Source organism: Mesorhizobium sp. LCM 4577 (assembly GCF_001854795.2).
GTDB lineage: Bacteria > Pseudomonadota > Alphaproteobacteria > Rhizobiales > Rhizobiaceae > Mesorhizobium > Mesorhizobium plurifarium.
On the sequence record NZ_MDDU01000008.1, the window covers coordinates 38818 to 59365 of the forward strand.

15 protein-coding genes are annotated in these 20548 nt (G+C 65.4%); 9 read left to right on the forward strand and 6 right to left on the reverse strand.

Annotated features, from left to right (window positions below):
- Positions 1–65: 65 nt before the first annotated feature.
- The gene (locus LCM4577_RS12475) at positions 66–4841 is read right to left on the reverse strand and encodes an NAD-glutamate dehydrogenase (RefSeq protein ID WP_071071433.1); all 4776 of its coding nucleotides are present in this window, start codon (positions 4839–4841) and stop codon (positions 66–68) included.
- 128 nt (positions 4842–4969) lie between these two features.
- Between LCM4577_RS12475 and LCM4577_RS12480 the strand changes: the two genes are divergently transcribed.
- Positions 4970–5533 (forward strand): peroxidase-related enzyme, encoded by a 564-nt coding sequence (locus LCM4577_RS12480; protein WP_071071435.1) that lies wholly within the window; start codon positions 4970–4972, stop codon positions 5531–5533.
- 21 nt (positions 5534–5554) lie between these two features.
- Here the strand turns inward: LCM4577_RS12480 and LCM4577_RS12485 are convergent, their stop codons facing one another.
- Positions 5555–6166 carry a LysE family translocator gene (locus LCM4577_RS12485; protein WP_071071437.1) on the reverse strand — a complete coding sequence of 204 codons (612 nt, stop codon included), beginning with the start codon at positions 6164–6166 and terminating at the stop codon, positions 5555–5557.
- Positions 6167–6857: 691 nt separating this feature from the next.
- Here LCM4577_RS12485 and LCM4577_RS12490 point away from each other — a divergent pair.
- On the forward strand, positions 6858–7481 hold the full coding sequence (locus tag LCM4577_RS12490) for a DUF1062 domain-containing protein (RefSeq protein ID WP_071031111.1): 624 nt from the start codon (positions 6858–6860) through the stop codon (positions 7479–7481).
- 51 nt (positions 7482–7532) lie between these two features.
- Here LCM4577_RS12490 and typA read toward each other — a convergent pair whose 3' ends face one another.
- Positions 7533–9362, reverse strand: coding sequence for a translational GTPase TypA (gene typA / locus LCM4577_RS12495; RefSeq protein ID WP_071071439.1), 1830 nt, complete (start codon positions 9360–9362; stop codon positions 7533–7535).
- A 213-nt stretch (positions 9363–9575) separates the two neighbouring features.
- Between typA and LCM4577_RS12500 the strand changes: the two genes are divergently transcribed.
- Complete coding sequence (locus LCM4577_RS12500) at positions 9576–9845, forward strand: hypothetical protein (protein ID WP_244508302.1); 270 nt, start codon at positions 9576–9578, stop codon at positions 9843–9845.
- 225 nt (positions 9846–10070) lie between these two features.
- Here LCM4577_RS12500 and LCM4577_RS12505 read toward each other — a convergent pair whose 3' ends face one another.
- Complete coding sequence (locus LCM4577_RS12505; protein WP_071071441.1) at positions 10071–11645, reverse strand: alkaline phosphatase; 1575 nt, start codon at positions 11643–11645, stop codon at positions 10071–10073.
- Between the two features lie 288 nt (positions 11646–11933).
- Complete coding sequence (locus LCM4577_RS12510; protein ID WP_071071443.1) at positions 11934–13217, reverse strand: MFS transporter; 1284 nt, start codon at positions 13215–13217, stop codon at positions 11934–11936.
- Positions 13218–13295: 78 nt separating this feature from the next.
- Here LCM4577_RS12510 and LCM4577_RS12515 point away from each other — a divergent pair, with 78 nt between their 5' ends.
- From LCM4577_RS12515 to LCM4577_RS12540, 6 genes are all read left to right on the forward strand, one after another.
- The gene (locus LCM4577_RS12515; protein WP_040991561.1) at positions 13296–13904 is read left to right on the forward strand and encodes a TetR/AcrR family transcriptional regulator; all 609 of its coding nucleotides are present in this window, start codon (positions 13296–13298) and stop codon (positions 13902–13904) included.
- A gap of 45 nt (positions 13905–13949) precedes the next feature.
- On the forward strand, positions 13950–14540 hold the full coding sequence (locus LCM4577_RS12520) for a hypothetical protein (protein WP_040991560.1): 591 nt from the start codon (positions 13950–13952) through the stop codon (positions 14538–14540).
- A 202-nt stretch (positions 14541–14742) separates the two neighbouring features.
- Complete coding sequence (locus LCM4577_RS12525) at positions 14743–15768, forward strand: BMP family protein (protein ID WP_041002849.1); 1026 nt, start codon at positions 14743–14745, stop codon at positions 15766–15768.
- Between the two features lie 226 nt (positions 15769–15994).
- Positions 15995–17515: an ABC transporter ATP-binding protein gene (locus LCM4577_RS12530; RefSeq protein WP_083354707.1), complete on the forward strand. Its 1521-nt coding sequence runs from the start codon at positions 15995–15997 to the stop codon at positions 17513–17515.
- Positions 17515–18570 carry an ABC transporter permease gene (locus tag LCM4577_RS12535; protein ID WP_071031099.1) on the forward strand — a complete coding sequence of 352 codons (1056 nt, stop codon included), beginning with the start codon at positions 17515–17517 and terminating at the stop codon, positions 18568–18570. Before LCM4577_RS12530 ends, LCM4577_RS12535 begins: the two co-directional genes overlap by 1 nt.
- On the forward strand, positions 18567–19511 hold the full coding sequence (locus LCM4577_RS12540) for an ABC transporter permease (protein WP_071031097.1): 945 nt from the start codon (positions 18567–18569) through the stop codon (positions 19509–19511). Before LCM4577_RS12535 ends, LCM4577_RS12540 begins: the two co-directional genes overlap by 4 nt.
- 165 nt (positions 19512–19676) lie before the next feature.
- Here LCM4577_RS12540 and LCM4577_RS12545 read toward each other — a convergent pair whose 3' ends face one another.
- On the reverse strand, positions 19677–20444 hold the full coding sequence (locus LCM4577_RS12545) for an SDR family NAD(P)-dependent oxidoreductase (protein ID WP_071031095.1): 768 nt from the start codon (positions 20442–20444) through the stop codon (positions 19677–19679).
- Between the last annotated feature and the right edge of the window lie 104 nt (positions 20445–20548).

Here is a 20548-nt window from a genome sequence, read left to right on the forward strand (position 1 = left end):
CCTACGAAGCCCCTCTCCGCCTCGCTACGCTCGGCACCTCTCCCCACTGCGTGGGGCGAGGAACGTCACATCCCCGTCAGGTCACTCATCAGGCCCGACGCCACCGACAGCCGCGACACGGTGATGTCRCCGCCTTCGGTCAGCGTCTGCAGCCGCTCGCGGATGCGCGCGACGCGCTCGCCGCCGGCTTCGAGCCAGGCCGCGACCGGATCCGCGGCCGTGCCGTGCGCGGTCAGCGCCGCCACCGCGATGCCGCGGCGCGCCACGCCGATCGTGTCGGTGGCGCGCGACAGCGCCAGCTGGTCGTAATAGTCGGGCGGCATGATCGAGCGCGCCGCTTCCTCGACGCGCGGGATGCGGAAGGCGTCGCTGACGGCGAAGAAGGCCTTGGCCGCGCTGACGATGTCGGCACTGGCGGTGCGTGCGGTGAGCGCGACATCCGGGATCAGCTCGGCCACCTCGGTCAGGGCGAGCTGCCCGGCGAGCCTTTCCGGCGCGCCGCACTTGAACAGGCCGTGCCGCCGCTCCTCGATGCGCTCGCGCGAGAAGGCCGGCAGCAGCGACACCAGCTTCGGCTCAAGCGCCTTGCGGGCTTCCTGCAATTCGGCGATGCGCTGGCTGAGCGGCGCCGAGCCTGCATCGTTCTTCAGGTACCAGCCGCTGGTCACGAAGATAAGCCGGCTAACCGCCTGGTAGAGATCAAGCTGGATCTGGCCGTCGATCTGGTTGTCGAGCGCGTCGATCTCCTTGTAGAGCGCCGGCAGCGCAAAGCCGTCTCGGACCACGGCGAAGGTGCGCACGACATGGGCCGCGGTGCGGCCCGTCGCCTCCTGCAGCCGGTTGACGAAGGACGGTCCGCCGCGGTTGACGAGATCGTTGGCGACGACGCGCGCGATGATCTCGCGCCGCAGCCTGTGGTCGCGGATCTCGCCGGCGAATTTCTTCGCCATGCGCTCCGGGAAATAGGCCATCAGGTCGCGGTCGAAATGCGGATCGTCCGGCACGTCGCTGGCGACGATGTCGGAGAACAGCACGATCTTGGCATAGGCCAGCAGCACGCCGAGCTCGGCCCTGGTCAGCGGCTCGCCGCGCGCCTCGCGTTCGGCGAGCGCCGCCGGCGAGGGCAGCGTCTCGACCGCGCGGTCGAGCAGGCCGCGCGATTCCAGCGCCGTCATGAAACGTGCCTGGTGCGCGATGTCGGCAAGGCCGCGCTTGCGCGCCAGCGATAGCGCCAGCGTCTGCTGATAGTTGTTGGAGAGCACCAGCGCGCCCACCTCGTCGGTCATTTCGGCGAGCAGCTTGTTGCGCGCCGGCCGCGCCAGCGAGCCTTTGCGCATGGCGGACGCCAGCGCGATCTTGATGTTGACCTCGACGTCGGAGCAGTTGACACCGCCCGAATTGTCGATGGCGTCCGAGTTGCAGCGTCCGCCATTCAGGCCGAACTCGATGCGCGCCCGCTGTGTGACGCCGAGATTGGCGCCTTCGCCGATGACTTTCGCCCGGACATCGAGCGCGGTGACGCGGATGGCGTCGTTGGCGCGGTCGCCGACATCCTGATTGCTTTCCCCGGAAGCCCGCACATAGGTGCCGATGCCGCCGAACCACAGAAGATCGACCGGCGCCTTGAGGATGGCGTTCATGATCTCGACCGGCGTCGCCGTCGTCTTGGCGAGGCCGATCGCGGCGGCGGCCGCCTGCGGCAGCGTGATCGATTTCTGGCTGCGCGAAACAATGACGCCGCCTTCCGACAGTTTCGACTTGTCATAGTCCTGCCAGGACGAGCGCGGCAGCGCGAACATGCGCTGGCGCTCGGCCATCGACGCCGCCATGTCGGGATCGGGATCGATGAAGATGTCGCGATGGTCGAAGGCGGCGATCAGTCTGGTCTGCGGCGACAAGAGCATGCCGTTGCCGAACACGTCGCCCGACATGTCGCCGACGCCGACGACGGTGAAGGACGCGGTCTGGATGTCGCGGTTCATCTCACGGAAATGCCGCTTCACCGCTTCCCAGGCGCCCTTGGCGGTGATGCCCATCTTCTTGTGGTCGTAGCCGGCCGAACCGCCGCTGGCGAAGGCGTCGTCCAGCCAGAAGTGGTGCTTCTCGGAAATCGCGTTGGCGGTGTCGGAGAAGGTCGCCGTGCCCTTGTCGGCGGCGACGACGAAATACGGATCGTCAGGATCACGCCGCACCACGCCGGCCGGCGGGATGACGCCGTCGACGCCGATATTGTCGGTGATCGAGAGCAGGCTGGAGACGAAGTTCTTGTAAGCCGAGGTGCCGGCCTCGAAGATGGCGTCGCGCCCGGCACTCATCGGCAGCTTCTTGGGATAGAAGCCGCCCTTGGCGCCGACCGGCACGATGACAGCGTTCTTGACCTGCTGCGCCTTGACCAGGCCGAGCACCTCCGTGCGGTAGTCCTGGGCGCGGTCCGACCAGCGCAGGCCGCCGCGCGCCACCGGGCCGAAACGCAGATGCACGCCCTCGACCTCGGAGCCGTAGACGAAGATCTCGCGCCATGGCCTGGGCGCCGGCAGGCCCTCGACCGCCTGCGAGTCGAGCTTGATTGCCAGCGACTGCCCCTTCGCTTTCGTATCGGCTACGAAATGATTGGTGCGCAGCGAGGCTTCGATCAGGTTGAGATAGCGGCGGATGATGGTGTCGTCATCGATATTGGGCACCTCCTCCAGCGCGTCCTTGATCTTGGCCTTGAGGTGCTTGGCCGCCACCGCGCCGTCGCCCTCCGCCGCCGGTCCGAGACGGGCGACGAACAGGTCATGCAGGCCGCGCGCGATCTCGGGATAACGGTTGAGCGCCGCGGCGATGAAATCCTGGCTCTGCGGGATGCCGGCCTGCTGCAGATAGCGGCCATAGGCGCGCAGGATCGTGATCTCGCCCGACCACAGGCCGGCGGTCTGCGCCAGGCCGTTATAGCCGTCATTGTCGACATCGCCGCGCCAGACCGACAGGAACGCGTCCTCGAACAGCGCGCCGCCGTCGGTAAGGTCTATTCGCGCGCCGTAGCTGTTCTCCAGCTCCATGTCGTGGATGAACACCCGATCAGCCGGATCGCCGCCGACCTCGAAGGTGCGCTCGCTGATGACGCGGAAGCCGATATTTTCCAGCACCGGCACACGTCGCGACAGCGCCACCGGGCTGCCGAAATGGTAGATCTTCAAAGCCGCCTGGTGCGGCTTCTGGTCGGCATGGCGGTAATAGTCGATGGCGATCGGATTGACCACGCCGATCTTCGCGATGCGCCCGGCATCGGCCAGCGCCACGGCGGCCGAGAAGGAGTCCCGGTAGCTTTCGGGGAAACGCGCCGCGATCGCCTTCAGCGCCGGATCGCTGCCGGCGGCCTCCGCGGCTTCGGAGAGCGCGTCCTCCCAGGTGCGCACGATGTCGCGGATCGCCGCCTCGATCGTCGACTGCTCGATCTTCGGCGTCTTGCCGCCGGAACGGCCGATGATGAAATGCACGCGCGCCAGCCCGCCTTCCGGGAAGGCCGGGTAATAGGCCGACAGCCGGCCCTCGAACACGGTCTTGAGATAGGCGCCGATCTTCTCGCGCACGACGCTGTCATAGCGGTCGCGCGGCACGAAGACCAGGATCGAGACGAAGCGGTCGAACTGGTCGGCACGCACCAGCGCCCTGACGCGCGGCCGCTCGATGAGCCCAAGGATGGCGCTGGCATGTTTGCGCAGGATGGGGACGGGGACCTGGAAGAGCTCGTCGCGCGGATAGCTCTCCAGCACGTTGATCAGCGCCTTGCCCGAATGGTCGTTCGGGTTGAAGCCGGACTTAGCGATGATGGTCTCCGCCTTCGAGCGCAGATAGGGGATCTTCATCACCGAGCGCGTGTAGGCGGTCGAGGTGAACAGGCCGACGATGCGCAGCTCACCCGCCAGCGCGCCTTTCGACGTGTAGGTCTTGACGCCGATGTAATCGAGATAGATGCGCCGATGCACCGACGACTTGGCGTTGGCCTTGGTGACGATCAGCGGCTCCGGCCCGTGCAGGAAGGCGCGGATCTCGGGCGTCGTCGTCACCGCCTCGGTGCCACGCCTCAGCACCAGCACGTCGGGATCCGACAGAATACCCATGCCAGGCTTCTCGGCGCGCTCCAGACTGCCGCTTTCCTCGCCGCCGACATATTTGAACTCGCGCATGCCGAGGAAGGTGAAATTGTCGTCGCGCAGCCATTCGAGGAAGGCGATCGCCTCGGCGACGCTCTTCTTGTCGAGCGGCACGGCCGAATAGCGGAATTCGGAAATCGCCTGGTCGAGACGGGCGAGCATGCGCTTCCAGTCGACGACGGCGGCGCGGACCTGCGAAAGCGTCTTGCGCAGCCGCTCGGTGAGGTTTCTCGCCTGGTCGGCGGTCAGCCGCGGGATATGCACATGGACGACGCTTAGCCGGTCGTGCTTGTCATCCTCCTTGCCGGCGTCGCCAAGCACCTCGGCCACACCGTTCTTGCCGTGGCGTACGGTGACGATCGGATGGGTGACCAGCGTCGGCTCGCCACTGACCTCGGTGATCTCGCCCAGGATGGAATCGAACAGGAACGGCATGTTGTCGTTGACGACGGTGATGACCGTCACCGGCCGGCCGCCGCATGCAACGCCCGAATCGGCCTCGACGGCGATGACGCTTTCGCCTTTCCTGTGGCTGGCGACCGCTTGGGCGGCGAGCTCGCCGGCGCGTTCGAGATCGGCCACGTCATAGGCCGCGATGTCTTCGGCAGGCGCCCGTGCCAGCAGATAGTCGGCAAGCCTTGCGGATTTTTCCTCCGCCTTCGCGGCGGCGGCTTTCTTCTTCGGCTTGGATTTAACGCTGGCCATGACGCTTGGTCCCTCCCGTCGTATGCTTTTGCGGCTATCGTAGCAGATGACCGCCGTTTCGCGACAAAGGTTTGACGACGCATTAAAAAATTCGAACCGACGCCGTTGCCTTGCAAGGAGAACGACCCATGAATGACAGGATTACCGCGCTTGACCTTGTCCAGGCGGAGCTCAGCGAGGCGACGAAAGCCTATTTCGACAAATGCCGGGAGAAGCTCGGCCTCGTGCCCAACGTGCTTCTCGCCTACGCCTTCGACGAGAAGAAGCTGCGCGCCTTCACCGACATGTACAACGACCTGATGCTGGGCGAGTCCGGCCTGTCGAAGTTGGAGCGCGAGATGATCGCCGTGGTCGTCTCCTCGATCAACCACTGCTTCTATTGCCTGACCGCCCATGGCGCGGCGGTGCGCCAGCTGTCGGGCGAGCCGGCGCTGGGCGAGATGATGGTGATGAATTTCCGCGCCGCCGATCTGTCGGACCGCCAGCGCGCCATGCTCGAATTCGCCGTGAAGGTCACGGAAGAGCCGGCTAAAATCGTCGAAGCCGACCGCGCGGCCTTGCGGCAAGCCGGTTTCTCCGATCGCGACATCTGGGACATCGCCTCGACCGCCGCCTTCTTCAACATGTCGAACCGGGTGGCCGCCGCGGTCGACATGCGGCCGAACCCTGAGTACCACGCCATGGCAAGGTAGGCTTCGCCTGGAAAGCCCGGATCAGCGCGCGGCGATTGCCGCGGCGGCGCCCGCCATCGTCGTGGCGCTGACGCGGTTGGCGATCTTCATGGCCCGCTTGCTCTTGAGCAGCCGGCGCGCCTGCGAAGCGGCCAGCACCCAGGCAAGGTCGATGACGACCAGCACGATGGCCATGGTCAGCGTCAGCTCGACCCAGCCGATGAGGCTGACCGAGGCAAGATCGATGATGGTCGGCAGCAGCGCCAGATAGAACATCATGATCTTCGGATTGCCCAGCGTTACCGCCATGCCGGCAAAGAACAGTTTCAGGGCCGAATCCTCGCGCGGCATCTCGCCTTCCTTGGCCTCGACCGGCGCCGTCCACATCTTGAACGCCAGATAGGCGAGATAGGCAACTCCAACCCATTTCACGACGACGAAGGCGTAGTGGAAGGTCTGCGCCACGACGGCCAGCCCGAACACCGCCAGCGACAGCCAGATGGCCTCGCCGATCCACATCGCCAGCAGGAAGGGGAAGACATCGCGAAAACCCTTCGAGATCACCCGCGCCACAAGGGCCGCGATCGACGGGCCGGGCGAGCCCGCGGCAACGAAGAGGGCGGCGGCGAAGATCAGCAGCGAGGCGAGATGCATGGGGTCGTTTCCTATAGGACGGAAACGAACGATAGCCGATCAGAGCGAATTTGGCACGCCCGGCAAGGGGGCTCGCGTTGAGGATGGAGACAATAGCTGCCAGCGCCGGCGCTGCCCCTCATCCGCCCTTCGGGCACCTTCTCCTCGTAAACGGGGCGAAGGGACGCTGGCGGCGACGATTTCGCCAATCGCAAACGTCGTAGAACAGGAGCCGGCGACGCGGCCAGCCTCTTTCTCCCCGTTCACGGGGAGAAATGCCCGGCAGGGCAATGAGGGGCAGCGCAGACATCCGTGTTTAGCCCTTGCTCCTCCACTGCCACACGTCTAGAAGACCCGCCTCGACATTCATTTCAGAGCATCACTTTGCCTCAGTAACCGCCGGTCTCGCCAACTCCTCCGAATGCACCGCAGGCGCAGCACTGGCGCRTCTGCTCCACTTCATGTGTTCTTCAGGGGGCGGTTCGAGACCGGTTTGGCATTGCTGAGCCGCCGCGTGTGATCCACGCCGACGCCTGACTTCCTGATAACACAGTCTCTCGCCACGCCGTGYCCACACGAGCATGATCCCGAACCGAAGGTCCGCGTCAGCGAAAAGTGGTACCCGGTTTTCGGTAAAGATCATGCTCAACAAAAAGGGGCATCTCGGACATTGCCGGCCTGACGGACTTCCCGACGGGAAGGGCCTACCGGCATGTCCACCTTGCGTGTCCATTGGACGATCGCGCCCGCAATCGCGCCTCGACCTCTCATCAACTGCAACCGGTGCGGCGGCGTCAGGCCCTACAAATGCAGCGAGAAATTCCGCGTCAACGCCAACGGCAAACGCATCGACGTCTGGCTGATCTACCGCTGTACAGGCTGCGACAACTCCTGGAATTTCACCATCCTGGAGCGGCGAAACCGCCGCGATATCGAGCCGGCGCTGCTTACGGCCCTCGAATGCAACGATCCCGCGCTCGTGCGCCGCTTTGCCTTCGATGCCGCCGCGCTGCGCAATCGCGCCGGGCGGGTCGAGGAATTTGCCGACATCACGGTCCATAAGGAGCCGCCTGCCGGCGAACCTGGACACGCGACCGCGCTTTGGCTCGAGCTTCGGCTGGAGGGCACGACGCCTTTGCGGCTGGACCGCTTGCTTGCCGGCGAGCTCGGCCTCCCGCGATCGAGGCTTCAGGCCCTCGAGGGCCGAGGGCGGCTGACCGTCGGATCGGACGGCGCCAGGACCTTGCGCAAGCCGGTTCGCGATGGCCTGGCGGTGCGCATCGATCTGACCGGGGAGGCTGATCGCAACGCCATCCTGTCGGCAGCGTGCCGCTGAAACGAAAAGAGGGAGTAGATACTCCCTCTTTTGAACCCTTGGCTGGAAAGCTTACGCCGCGCCCATCACCCTGGCCGACTTCTCGAAACGCTTGCGCTCGTTCGGGTCGAGATAGAGCTTGCGGAGCCGAATGGTCTTCGGCGTCACCTCGACCAGCTCGTCGTCCTGGATCCAGGCCAGCGCCCGCTCCAGCGTCATGCGGATCGGCGGCGTCAGCTTCACCGCTTCGTCCTTGCCGGCGGCGCGGATGTTGGTGAGCTTCTTGCCCTTGAGCACGTTCACTTCGAGGTCGTTGTCTCTGGAGTGGATGCCGATGATCATGCCCTGATAGACCTTGACGCCCGGATCGATGATCATCGGGCCGCGGTCTTCCAGATTCCACATGGCGTAGGCGACGGATTCGCCCTGCTCGTTGGAGATCAACACGCCATTGGTGCGGCCGGGCAGCTCGCCCTTGTAGGGCTCATAGGCGAAGAACAGGCGGTTCATCACCGCTGTGCCGCGCGTGTCGGTCAAAAGCTCCGACTGGTAGCCGATCAGGCCACGCGTCGGCGCATGGAAGACGAGGCGCTGGCGGTTGCCGCCGGAAGGACGCAGCTCGACCATCTCGGCCTTGCGCTCCRACATCTTCTGCACGACGACACCGGCATGCTCCTCGTCGACGTCGATGACGACTTCCTCGACCGGCTCCAGCAGCTGGCCGTCATCGCCCTTCTGCATGACGACGCGCGGACGCGACACGGCGAGCTCGAAACCCTCGCGGCGCATCGTCTCGATCAGCACCGCGAGCTGCAATTCGCCGCGGCCGGAAACGAAGAAGGAGTCCTTTTCGGCCGATTCCTCGATCTTGAGCGCGACATTGCCCTCGGCCTCGCRCAGCAGGCGGTCGCGGATGACGCGGCTGGTCACCTTGTCGCCCTCGGTGCCGGCAAGCGGGCTGTCATTGACCAGGAAGGACATGGTGACCGTCGGCGGGTCGATCGGCTGCGCATGCAGCGGCTCGTTCACAGCCGGGTCGCAGAAAGTGTCGGCGACGGTGCCTTTCGACAGGCCGGCGATGGCTACGATGTCGCCTGCCTGCGCTTCCTCGATCGGCTGGCGCTCGAGACCGCGGAAGGCGAGGATCTTGGAGACGCGGCCGGTCTCGATCTGCGTGCCGTCATGGTGCAGCACCTTGACCGCCTGGTTGGCCTTCAGCGTGCCGGACTCGATGCGGCCGGTGATGATGCGGCCGAGGAACGGGTTGGCCTCGAGGATGGTGCCGATCATGCGGAACGGGCCGGGATGAACGGTCGGCGCCGGCACATGCTTGACGACGAGGTCGAACAGCGGCGCCAGACCCTGGTCCTTCGGACCCTCGGGGTTTTCCGACACCCAGCCGTCGCGGCCCGAACCGTAGAGGATCGGGAAATCGAGCTGTTCGTCGGTGGCGTCGAGCGCGGCGAACAGGTCGAACACCTCGTTGACCACTTCGATATGGCGGGCGTCCGGACGGTCGATCTTGTTGATGACGACGATGGGGCGCAGGCCCACYTTCAGCGCCTTGCCGACGACGAACTTGGTCTGCGGCATCGGGCCTTCGGCGGCATCGACGAGCACGATCGCCGAATCCACCATCGACAGGATGCGCTCGACCTCGCCGCCGAAATCGGCATGTCCGGGCGTGTCGACAATGTTGATGCGGGTGCCGTGCCAGTCGACCGAGGTCGCCTTGGCCAGGATGGTGATGCCGCGCTCTTTTTCGAGGTCGTTGGAATCCATGGCGCGCTCGGCGACGCGCTGGTTGTCGCGGAAGGCGCCGGACTGTTTCAGGAGCTGGTCGACGAGCGTGGTTTTGCCATGGTCGACGTGCGCGATGATCGCGATATTGCGGAGGTTCATGTGTCTGGTCTCGGGAACGTTGCGGGCAGCAGGCTTAACAAGCGCCGCCTTTTTCGGTTGCCCGGCTCATACAGGGTTTTTCGCAATTGCGAAAGGGGAGGCCCGACCCCAAATAATGGTCACTGATTCTTAAACGTCTTGGTGTGAAATGATTCTGTTAACCAAGGCGGAACCTTTGAGGGGCCGGGCAGTTCGATGTTCATGACCGATCATATGTCCAGATTGCGTCCGGTTTTCGGGTGGGCAGCGCTCGGCGTGCTGCTTGCGGCCGGTGTGGCGCAGTCGGCGACGGCTCTGCGAGAGAGCGGTRCCATCCAGCCGCCCGACGCCAGGACCGCGCAGCAGATGTTCGCCGACGCCCCCGACGGCGTCGACCCGATCGTCACCGGCCCGGTCAGCGCCGCCTTCAAGCAGCGGCAGAAGGACGCCAACTGCGACACGGCGGTTTGGCCGAACGTTCCGCGCGCTTGTTATCCGGACTGACGCCCCTCAATACCGCAAATTTAGSGATCCTTCGCGCCCCCCTCTGCCCTGCCGGGCATCTCCCCCACTTGGGGGGAGATTGGCTGCCACGCTTGCTTTCGCCAATTGCCAACGTTGCAGAAGGAGCGACGCGCCGAAACTGCTGATCTCCCCCCAAGTGGGGGAGATGGCCGGCAGGCCAGAGGGGGGCGCTGTCCCGCCGACCTTGCCAATTTCTCGAGCCCGTTACGCCGACCGCACCGGGTCGAGTGTAACCTTGTAAAGCTCGTTGTCGTCGCGATCCATCAGCCGCACGGTGAGCTGTTCGGTGGCGCCGGAGATATCGACCAGCCCGAAGAACTGCAGTCCGGCCGACGGCGGCAGGTTCTGGCCCTGCTCGGCGGTCGGCGCCTTGATGAATTTCAGCTCCGGCCCGAAGGTCATGTCGAGGTCGTTGGGGCCGAATGTGCCTGCGTGGATCGGGCCGGAGACGAACTCCCAGAACGGATTGAAATCCTGGAACTGCGCCTTGTCGGGGTTGTAGTAATGCGCCGCGGTGTAGTGCACATCGGCGGTCAGCCACACCGTGTTGGTGATGCCGGCATTCTTGATGAAGCGCAGCACATCGGCGAATTCGAGCTCGCGGCCCTTCGGCGCGCCGTTGTCGTTGTTCGACACCGCCTCGAAGCCGACCTTTTTCGCCGCGTCGTCCCAGACGATCAGGCTGAGCGGCATGTCGGCGGCGATGATCTTCCACGTCGCTTTGGAGTTCGCCAGCTCGCGCTTCAGCCATTTGGACTGCTCCTCGCCGATCATGCGCGACTTCGGCGTCAACGTTTCGTCCAGATTGGGGCCGTTCGGACCGCGATAGGAGCGCATGTCGAGGAAGAACACGTCGAGCAGCGGCCCGTGCGAGATCTTGCGGTAGACGCGGCCCGGCTCCGACGGCTCGTAGCGGATGGTGGTCATCTCATGGAAGGCGCGCGCCGCGCGTGCCGCCAGCACATGGATGGATTTCTCCTTGTAGCGGTCGTCGGCGGTCAGGTCCTTCGAGTCCGACCAGTTGTTGAGCACCTCGTGGTCGTCCCACTGGTAGAAGGTCGGGCAGATGGCGGAGAGGGCAAGYACGTGCTTGTCCATCATGTTGTACTTCCACTGGTCGCGATATTCGTCCAGCGTCTCGGCGACCTTGCGCTTGCCATCGAGCATGACGACGTTCTTCCACTTGCCGCCGCCGGGCAGGTCGACCTCGTCCTTCAGCGCACCGTCGGCATAGATCGTGTCGCCCGAATGCAGGAAGAAGTCCGGCGTGTGCTTGGCGATGGTCGAATAGGTCTTCATGCCGGTCTCGTCGATGCCCCAGCCCTGGCCGGCGGTGTCGCCCGACCAGGCGAAGCGCACATCGCGCTTCGAGGACGGTGCCGTGCGGAAGCGGCCGACGATCGGCTCGGAGACGGCATTGATGTCGGAGAGATCGGCGGCAGTCATGCGGTAGAAGATGTCCTGGTCGGAGGCGAGGTCGGTGAGCAGCCGCTTCACCGTGTAGTCGCTGGCGGGCGAGGTATCGAGCGCAGCCAGCCGCGTGGCATTGGCGAAGCTTTCGGTGGTCGACACTTCATACATCACGCGCGCCGGGCGATCGGTGCGGGTCCAGACCATGCCGGACGTGGCGTCGACGTCGCCGGACTGGACGCCATGCGTGAAGGCGGGGCGCTGGCTGGCGCGAGAATAATAGGGCAGTGCCAGACCGGAGGCGCCGACAAGGCCGAAGGCACTGGCCGAGGTGACGAAAGCGCGGCGGGTAAGGGAAAGCTTGTTCATGGCTGTCTCCGGATGGCTTTGAACGGGACCGCCAAGCTCTCGCCTCAATGTTTCAGGCGCATTTCGGAACCATGAAGTTTTGATAACAGCGAACAGAACTGCTGATCTCCCCCCTTGTGGGGGAGATGGCCGGCAGGCCAGAGGGGGCGCGAAGGATCGCCAACCTCTCAGACCCCTCAAACTCTTCGCAACGGTTTGATTTGACGGCAATTCAACCGAGAAGTCGGCGGGACAGCGCCCCCCTCTGCCCTGCCGGGCATCTCCCCCACGAGGGGGGAGATTGGCTGTTCAGACCATCTGCGGCTCCGGCTCGAAGGCCGGCCTGTCGGTATTGATCAGCAACGAAATACAAGCCGCTGCGATGCCCGTCATCCCCGCAATCAGGAACGCCAGCTCGTAATTGCCCTGCAGCTCGCGCATCGTGCCACCAAAGGCGGCGGCGGCCGCGGCGCCCACCTGGTGGCCGGCGACGATCCAGCCGAACACGATCGGCCCGCTGCGGTCGCCGAAGGCTTCGTTGGCGAGCCTGAGCGTCGGCGGCACGGTGGCGATCCAGTCGAGCCCGTAGAGCACAGCGAAGATGACCAGGCTGGTCGCCGAGAAGCCGGAATAAGGCAGGTAGATCAGCGACAGGCCGCGCACGGCGTAATAGACGCCGAGCAGCTTGCGCGGATCGAAACGGTCGGTGAGCCAACCGGACAGCRTCGTGCCGATCAGGTCGAAAATGCCCATCATCGACAACAGCCCGGCGGCCTGAACCTCGCCGATACCCATATCGCCGCAGAAGGCGATGAGATGCGTGCCGACGAGACCGTTGGTGGTGAAGCCGCAGACGAAGAAGGTGGCGAACAGGTACCAGAACACCCGGGTGCCCGCCGCGCGGCGCAGCGTGTTCAGCGTATGCGCCAGAAAATTGCCCTGCGATGCCGGCGACACCGGCGGCACGTCGTTCGCGTCGGCGCCGTAGCGCACCTGGCCGATCGAGGAAGGGCGTTCCGGCACGAGCAGCAGAACGAGCGGGATCAGCGCCGCGGTGGCGAGGGCAACCGCAATCGCCACAGGCTTCCAGCCGCCGTTTTGCGCCAGCGAGGCGATCACGGGCAGGAACACCAGCATGCCGGTGGCGCTTGAAGCCGACATCAGGCCCATCATCAGGCCGCGATTGGTCTTGAACCAGCGGTTGACGATGGTGGCGCCAAGCACGCTCGCCACCGCGCCCGAGCCGATGCCGGAAAACACGCCCCAGGTGAGGAAGAGATGCCAGGGCTGCGTCATGAACAGGCTGAGCGCGGTCGAGCCCGACATCACCAGCAGCGCGCCAAGCAGCGTGCGGCGGAGCCCAACGCGCTCCATCAGCGCCGCGGCGAAGGGGCCCGTCAGCCCGTAGAGCAGGATGCCGACGCTGGCGGCCCAGGAGGTGACGTCGCGGCGCCAGCCGAAGCTTTCCTCCAGCGGAACCATCATCACCGAGGGCGCCGAGCGAAGCCCGGCCGCGATCAGCAGGCAGAGGAAAATCACGGCAACGACGACGAATGCGTAGCGCTGGCCAAACGGACGGGACTGGGCTATCATGTTACTGACCGGTACGTTGCAGTGGGATGGCGCCATACATACGTACCGGTCAGTAACATTGTCAAGCGAGTTGTTTGAATGCCATCGGACAATAAAATTGAAGTGTCGTCGAACGCGGCCCCCGCCCCGAAGGCAGCGGACAAGATCCTGGACGTGGCGCGCGACCTTTTCTATCGCGAGGGCATCCGGGCGATCGGCGTCGACGAGATCGTCAAGCGCGCCGGCGTCACCAAGCCGAGCCTCTACCGCAGCTTTCCGTCCAAGGACGAGCTCGCCGCCTCCTATCTGCGCAAGTACGACCTGGAATTCTGGGAGCGCTTCGACGAGGCCGTCGACGCCCATCCGGGCAATCCGCGCGCCCAGATCATCGCTTTCCTGACCCGCGTCGGCAAACGCACGCAAAAGCCGGATTACCGCGGCTGCGGCATGACCAACGCGGCGGTGGAATACCCCGAGCGCGGGCATCCCGCGCGGGTGGTGAGCGAGAACAACAAGATAGAGCTGCGCCGGCGCCTGCGCGCCATGGCGGCCGCGATGGGCGCCGCCGATTCCGACACGCTGGGCGACGGCCTGCTGCTTCTCATTGAGGGCGCTTACATCAGCGGCCAGCTTTTCGGCCTGGGCGGACCGGCGGCGGCCGTCGCTCGTAACGCCGACCTCCTGATCGAAGCCAGCTTGAAGAAATAGCGGACGGCGTTACGCTTCCGGCAACTCGAAACGGAGTTGCCATTGATGCGTGCTCTTCTGATCCCGCTTGCCCTCGCCGGTTTCTGCCAGGCGGCCCAGGCCGGCGACATCTCCAGCGCTTATACCGATCTCGACTGGAAGAAGGATTGCGTGACCTATGCGCAGGCAGCGGAAGGCGATGGCGACTGGGCGAGCCTCGTCTGCTCGGGCTATCGCGGCTATCCGGTGCTGGTCGGCTACGACGACGCGCGCGAATCCGTCTATTACGGCTTTCCGTCCGACGACATGACCGCGGTCTGGGAGAGCTTCACCGCCTTCAACGGCTCCGGCCCGAAGGTGGAATGGCGGATCGAGACCAATGGCGACATCGCCATCCCCTTCGCCGCGATCCACCGCCGCTCGGTCAGCAATCCCGAGGACGAGAAGAAGTCGATCGAGGTGCTGGTCGTCGCCAAGGTGGCGCAGCCGGAAGAGCATCAGGGCTGTACGATCGGCCTGGTTTTGGCCACCGGCAACGCGCAGGCCAACGACCTGGCGCGCAAGCTTGCCGACGAGAAGGCGAAAACCTTCACTTGCGGCAAGGACAAGCGCGAGGTGATCGGCGACGTGCCGCCTTTCGGTCGGGTGGACAACTAGACGGGACCGGCCTTCGTCAGCCCTCGCCCGTCTCCAGATGCCGAGGGCGGCGCTGTCCCGCCGGCGTTCCCGGCTTCTACACAGCGACCACTCACCAAATTTGACCATGTGGACAAATCTCAGGCGCCGTTCCATAGTCCTGTGCGTCTGACATTTTTGGAACGGCCGGCTCGACACGGCTGTCGAACAGAGGGGCACTTCAATGGAAAACGACCATAGCAAAACGCAACGCGCCGGCCTGTCGCGGCGCAGCGTGCTGGAACTCGGCGCGCTCGGCCTCGCGGCGGCGGCGCTGCCCGGCGCGGCCTTCGCCAAGGACAAGAAGCTGAAGGTGGCGGCGATCTTCGCCACGCCGATCGAGGAACCATGGGACAACCAGATCCATGTCGCCTTGCTGAAGGCGCAGAAAGAGCTGGGTATCGACTACAAGTGGTCGGAGAAGGTGCAGACCGCCGACTTCAGCCGCGTGATGCGCGAATATGCTCAAGGGGGCTACCAGCTGGTGTTGGGCGACGCTTTTGCCGCCGAGCGCGAATCGCGCCGCACGGCCAAGCAGTTCCCGAAAACGGCCTGGCTGTTCGGCTCCGGCGCCGGCCCGGCCGAACCCAATTTCGGTGTCTTCGACAACTGGATCCACGAGCCCGCCTATCTTTCCGGCATGATCGCCGGAAAAATGTCGAAGTCGGGCACGGTCGGCGCGGTCGCGGCAATGGGCATCCCGGAAGTGAACCGGCTGGTCAACGCCTTCTTTGCCGGCGCCAAGGAAGTCAATCCCAACGTCAAGAAGAAGGTCGCTTTCATCGGCTCGTTCTTCGATCCCCCCAAGGCCAAGGAAGCGGCGGTGGCGCAGATCGATGCCGGCGTCGACGTCATCTACGCCGAGCGCTTCGGCGTCATCGAAGCGGCGGTCGAGAAGAAGATCTATGCCATCTCCAACATGTCCGACCAGTCGAGCCTCGGGCCGGATACGGTCATCACCGGCCCGGTGTGGGACATGTACCCGACGGTCGAGCAGGCGATCAAGCTCGTCAAGGCCGGCGTCTTCACCGCGCAGGACTATGGCGATTTCTCGCGCATGGCTAAGGGCGGCTCCTATCTCGCGCCCTACCACAAATTCGACAAGACGCTGCCGGCGGAGGTCAAGGACCTGGTCGAGAAGAAGAAGGCCGAGATCCTCGAAGGCAATTTCCGCGTCGACGTCGACGAGAACACGCCGGTTTCGGATTGATGCCATTGAGGGGTGGCGCGAGGCCCCCCTCTCTGTCCTGCCGGACATCTCCCCCTCAAGGGGGGAGATTGGCAGTTCCGTCGACGGCGCTCGATCCTTTCAACGTTGAAAGTTGGCGAAAGCCGGCGTGACATCTGATCTCCCCCCTTGAGGGGGAGATGGCCGGCAGGCCAGAGAGGGGGGCCTCGCGCTGCCCTTCGCCCGATAGCAAAACCAGGATTCACCCTTGTCCGCCCCACTCATCGAAATGCGCGGCATCACCAAGAGCTTCGGCGCCGTCAAGGCGAACGAGGCCGTCGACCTCAGCGTCGCGCCCGGCGAGATCCTCGGCCTGCTGGGCGAGAACGGCGCCGGCAAGACGACGCTGATGAACGTGCTGTTCGGCGCCTATGCGCCGGATGCGGGCGAGATCATGGTCGAGGGCAAGCCTGTCTCCATCCATAATTCCGCCGATGCGCTCGCCGCCGGCATCGGCATGGTGCACCAGCATTTTCACCTCGCGCCGCGCCTCACGGTGCTGGAGAACCTCCTGATCGGCATTCCTGGCAAGTCGGGCCGGATCGACCGCGCCGGCGGGCTGGCGCGGCTCACCGAGATCGGCCGGCAGTACGGGCTGAGCCTCGATCCGAACCTGCCTGTTTCGGCGCTGTCGGTCGGCGAGCAGCAGCGGCTGGAAATCATCAAGGCGCTGTTTCGCGGCGCGAAGCTTTTGATCCTCGACGAGCCGACGGCGGTGCTGGCGCCTTCGGAGGTCGACGGCCTGTTCGCCGCCCTGCGCTCGATGGCGGCGCAAGGACTGGGTATCATCTTCATCTCGCACAAGCTCAACGAGGTCCGTGCGCTCACCCATCGCTGCGTCGTGCTGCGCCACGGCAAGGTCGCCGGCCGCGTCGATCATCCGGCGCAAACGACCTCGGCCGAGATGGCGAAGCTGATGTGCGGCCACGAAATCGTCCCGCCGGTCAGGGAAGCCTCAACACCTGGCGCTTCGGTGCTGACGCTCGACGGCATCTCCACCTCGGGCCATGCCGGCACGCCGCTGCGCGACGTCTCGCTTTTCGTCCGCGCCGGCGAGATCCTCGGCATAGCCGGTGTCTCCGGCAATGGTCAGCGCGCGCTGGCCGACGTCATTTCCGGCATGCTGGCGCCCAGGGCCGGCACGATGACGATAGCCGGCAAAACGGTTGCGCAATTCTCGCCGCACGAACTGCAGGCGCTCGGCCTCGGCCGCATTCCGGAGGACCGGATGACGACCGGCCTGGTGACCAACCTGCCTTTGGCCGACTCCATGGTGTTGCCGCGCATCGGCACCGAAGCCTTCAGCCGCAAGGGCCTGCTCAACCCGGCCGCCATCCGCGCCTTCGCCGAGGAACAGATCAAGGCCTATGACATTCGCTGCCCCGGCCCGATGGTACGCGCCGGCGCGCTGTCCGGCGGCAATCTGCAGAAAGCGCTGCTGGCGCGTGAGCTCGCCTTCGATCCGAAAGTGCTGATCGTCTCGCAGCCGACACGCGGCCTCGACATCGGCGCCGCCCGTTTCATTCATGAGAAATTCCTCGCCATGCGCGCCAGAGGCTGCGGCATCATCGTCGTCGGCGAGGACCTCGAGGAGTTGCTGATGCTCTCGGATCGCATCGCCGTGATGTATGAGGGCCGCATCGCCGGCACGCTTCCCAGCGCCGATGCCACCATCGCAAGGCTCGGCCTGATGATGACCGGCGCCGGGCACACCGAGGAGGCAGCCTGATGTTTCGCCTCGAAGCCCGCACCTCGACGCCCGCCTGGTTCAATCTGGCCCTCCCGCTCATCGCGATCGCCGTTACGCTGGTGCTCTGCAGTGGGCTCATCGCCGTAGCCGGCGCCGGCGTCATCGAGGCCTATGGCGTGATGCTGTCCGCCTCGCTCGGCGACAGCTACGCCATCACCGAAACACTGGTGCGCGCCGCCCCGATGATCTTCACCGGCCTCGCGGTGGCGATCGCCTTCCGCGCCAAATTCTGGAACATCGGCGCCGAGGGCCAGTTGCTGGCCGGCGCGGTGGCGAGCTGCTTCGTCGGCGCGATCCCGATGCCGGGCGATCTCGCCATGCTGTTGATGGCGCTGGTGGGCGCCGCCGCCGGCGCTCTCGTCGCGCTGGTTCCGGCGACGCTCAGAGTCAAGTTCAAGGTCGACGACGTGGTGAGCTCTTTGCTGCTCAACTCGGTCATCTACTACGCGCTGATGGCGCTGATCGAGGGGCCTTGGAAAGACACCTTCTCCGGTTACCCGATCTCGCCGCCGATCGAGGATTCGGCCAATTTCCCCGTGCTGATCGAAGGCACGCGACTGCATCTCGGCGTCTTCGTCGCGCTGATCGCGGCGCCGCTCTGCTGGTTCCTGATCGCGCGCACCACGCTCGGCTTCCGCATCCGCGTCACCGGCGAGAATCCGGAAGCAGCCCGCTATGGCGGCATCAACGTGCAGCGCGTGCTCCTCTCCACCGCGCTGCTTTCCGGCGCGCTGGCGGGCCTGGCCGGCGTCGGCGAAGTGGGCGGCGTGCACTTCCAGGTGATGAGCGACATCTCGCCGGGCTACGGCTATTCAGGCATCGTCGTCGCGATGCTGGCCCGGCTCAACCCGCTCGGCGTCGTGCCGGCGGCGCTCTTCCTTGCCGCCGTCATGACCGGGGCCGAGGCGATGTCGCGCGCCACCGGCGTGCCGGCTTTCCTCAGCGACGTTATTCAGGGAACCGCATTGCTTTCCATGCTGGTGGCGCTGCTCTTCACCGCTTACCGCATCCGCCGCGTGGGAGCGCAGACATGAGCGCGGTGTTCGAGCAGATCTTCCAGGTCGGCTTCCTCGCCGCCATCATCCGCATTGCCACGCCCTTGGCCTTCGCGACGCTGGGCGAAATGTTTTCCGAGCGTGCCGGCGTGCTCAATCTCGGCATCGAGGGCATCATGCTGCTTTCGGCGATGGCGGGCTTCACCGCCGCCAGCCTGAGCGGCAGCCTGTGGCTGGGCGTGCTGGTGGCCGTGCTTGTCGGAGCCCTCATGGGCGCGCTGCATGCGCTGTTCACCGTGGCGCTGGGGCTCAGCCAGCATGTCTGCGGCATCGGGGTGACTTTGTTCTCATCCGGCCTTGCATATTTCCTCTACCGGCTGATCTTCGGCCAGCAATCGGTGCCGCCGAGCATCGACGGCTTCAAGCCCGTGCCGATCCCGCTGCTGGCCGACATTCCGGTGCTCGGGCCTGCGGTGTTCAACCAGTTCACGCTGGTCTATCTGGCGATCATCGCCGTCCCGCTCGCCGCTTTCGTGCTCTACCGCACGCCCTGGGGCCTGTCGGTGCGCATGGTCGGCGAGAACCCGCGCGCGGCGGACTCGGCCGGCGTCAGTGTGATCGCCACGCGCTTCCAGGCGGTGATCCTCGGAGGCGCGCTGATGGGGCTTGCCGGCGCCTTCCTCACCATGGCGCAGTTCAACGCCTTCACCTTCGGCGTGGTCTCCGGGCGCGGCTGGGTGGCGATCGCCTTGGTCGTGTTCGGCCGCTGGGATCCCTGGCGCTCGGCGGGCGCGGCGCTGCTCTTCGCCTTCGTCGACGCGCTGCAGCTCAGGATGCAGGCGAGCGGCCTCGGCCACATCCCCTACGAAGCCTTCCTGATGCTGCCCTTCATCTTCACCATCGTCGCCATGGCCATCATGTCGCGCAACGCGGTGGCGCCCTCGGCGCTGCTGAAGCCGTTCCGGAGGGAGGAGCGGTAATTTCCTCGCCCCGCAAAGCGGGGAGAGGTGGCCGCGAAGCGGCCGGAGAGGGGCCAGCGGCGCTGGTGATTTCCAGCCGACCCTCGCTAAGGCCGAGCCATTCCCCTCTCCGTCTCGGCTTCGCCGAGCCACCTCTCCCCACTTTCGTGGGGCGAGGAAAAAGCCTCAGATCGCCGTGAACGCGTTGTCCACGAACAGATGTGCGCCGTTGACGAAGCTCGATTCGTCGCTGGCCAGGAACAGCGCCGCCTTCGCCACTTCCTCCGGCTCGCCGATGCGGCCCTGCTGCGCGGCCATGGCGGCGTCGGAAACATCGACGCCGAGCTTGCCGAGATCGGCGACCTCGCGCAGGCCGTGCGGCGTGCGGATGAAGCCGGGGCAGACGGCGTTGCAGCGGATGTTTCGGTCGCGGAATTCCACCGCAATGGCGCGCGCGAACATGTGGCAGGCGCCCTTGGTGGTGTCATAGAGCACTTCGTTCGGCGTCGCCGCCACGGCCGAGATCGACGAGGTGCAGACGATCGAGCCGCCGCCGGCGGCGATCATGCCGGGCAGCACGGCGCGGGTCATCAGGAACATCGAGCGAACGTTGACGGCATGCAGCCAGTCCCATTCCTGCAGGCTCGTCTCCAGGAATGGTTTGATGACGATCGTGCCGGCATGGTTGAACAGCACCGTGACCGGACCAAGCTTATTCGCCGCCGCCTTCACCGCCGCTTCGACCTGCGCCTCGTCCGAAACGTCGGCCACGAAATGCTCCGCGACATGGCCCCGCGCACGGATCGCCGCCGCGGTCTTGCCGGCCGCCTCGCCATTGCGGTCGATGATCGCCACCTTGGCGCCCTCGGCGGCGAACAGCTCCGACGCCGCCCCGCCCATGCCCGTCGCGCCGCCCGAGATGATGGCGACCTTGCCCGCCAGCCTTCCACCCATTCTTTTTGCTCCTTCAGTGCCGCCCATATCGGCCCAAGCGATGCTATCCGTCATGCGCGAGGCGGCCAAGAGCGTTCGAGCGATTGGACATTGTGCCTGTGAAC

What these genes read in the sequence shown, in the direction of transcription:
- LCM4577_RS12480 (WP_071071435.1), top strand. Translation starts at nt 4,970, where the DNA reads ATGAATGACAGGATTACCGCGCTTGACCTTGTCCAGGCGGAGCTCAGC.
- LCM4577_RS12485 (WP_071071437.1), bottom strand. Translation starts at nt 6,166, where the DNA reads ATGCATCTCGCCTCGCTGCTGATCTTCGCCGCCGCCCTCTTCGTTGCC.
- LCM4577_RS12490 (WP_071031111.1), top strand. Translation starts at nt 6,858, where the DNA reads ATGTCCACCTTGCGTGTCCATTGGACGATCGCGCCCGCAATCGCGCCT.
- LCM4577_RS12515 (WP_040991561.1), top strand. Translation starts at nt 13,296, where the DNA reads ATGCCATCGGACAATAAAATTGAAGTGTCGTCGAACGCGGCCCCCGCC.
- LCM4577_RS12520 (WP_040991560.1), top strand. Translation starts at nt 13,950, where the DNA reads ATGCGTGCTCTTCTGATCCCGCTTGCCCTCGCCGGTTTCTGCCAGGCG.
- LCM4577_RS12525 (WP_041002849.1), top strand. Translation starts at nt 14,743, where the DNA reads ATGGAAAACGACCATAGCAAAACGCAACGCGCCGGCCTGTCGCGGCGC.
- LCM4577_RS12535 (WP_071031099.1), top strand. Translation starts at nt 17,515, where the DNA reads ATGTTTCGCCTCGAAGCCCGCACCTCGACGCCCGCCTGGTTCAATCTG.
- LCM4577_RS12540 (WP_071031097.1), top strand. Translation starts at nt 18,567, where the DNA reads ATGAGCGCGGTGTTCGAGCAGATCTTCCAGGTCGGCTTCCTCGCCGCC.
- LCM4577_RS12545 (WP_071031095.1), bottom strand. Translation starts at nt 20,444, where the DNA reads ATGGGTGGAAGGCTGGCGGGCAAGGTCGCCATCATCTCGGGCGGCGCG.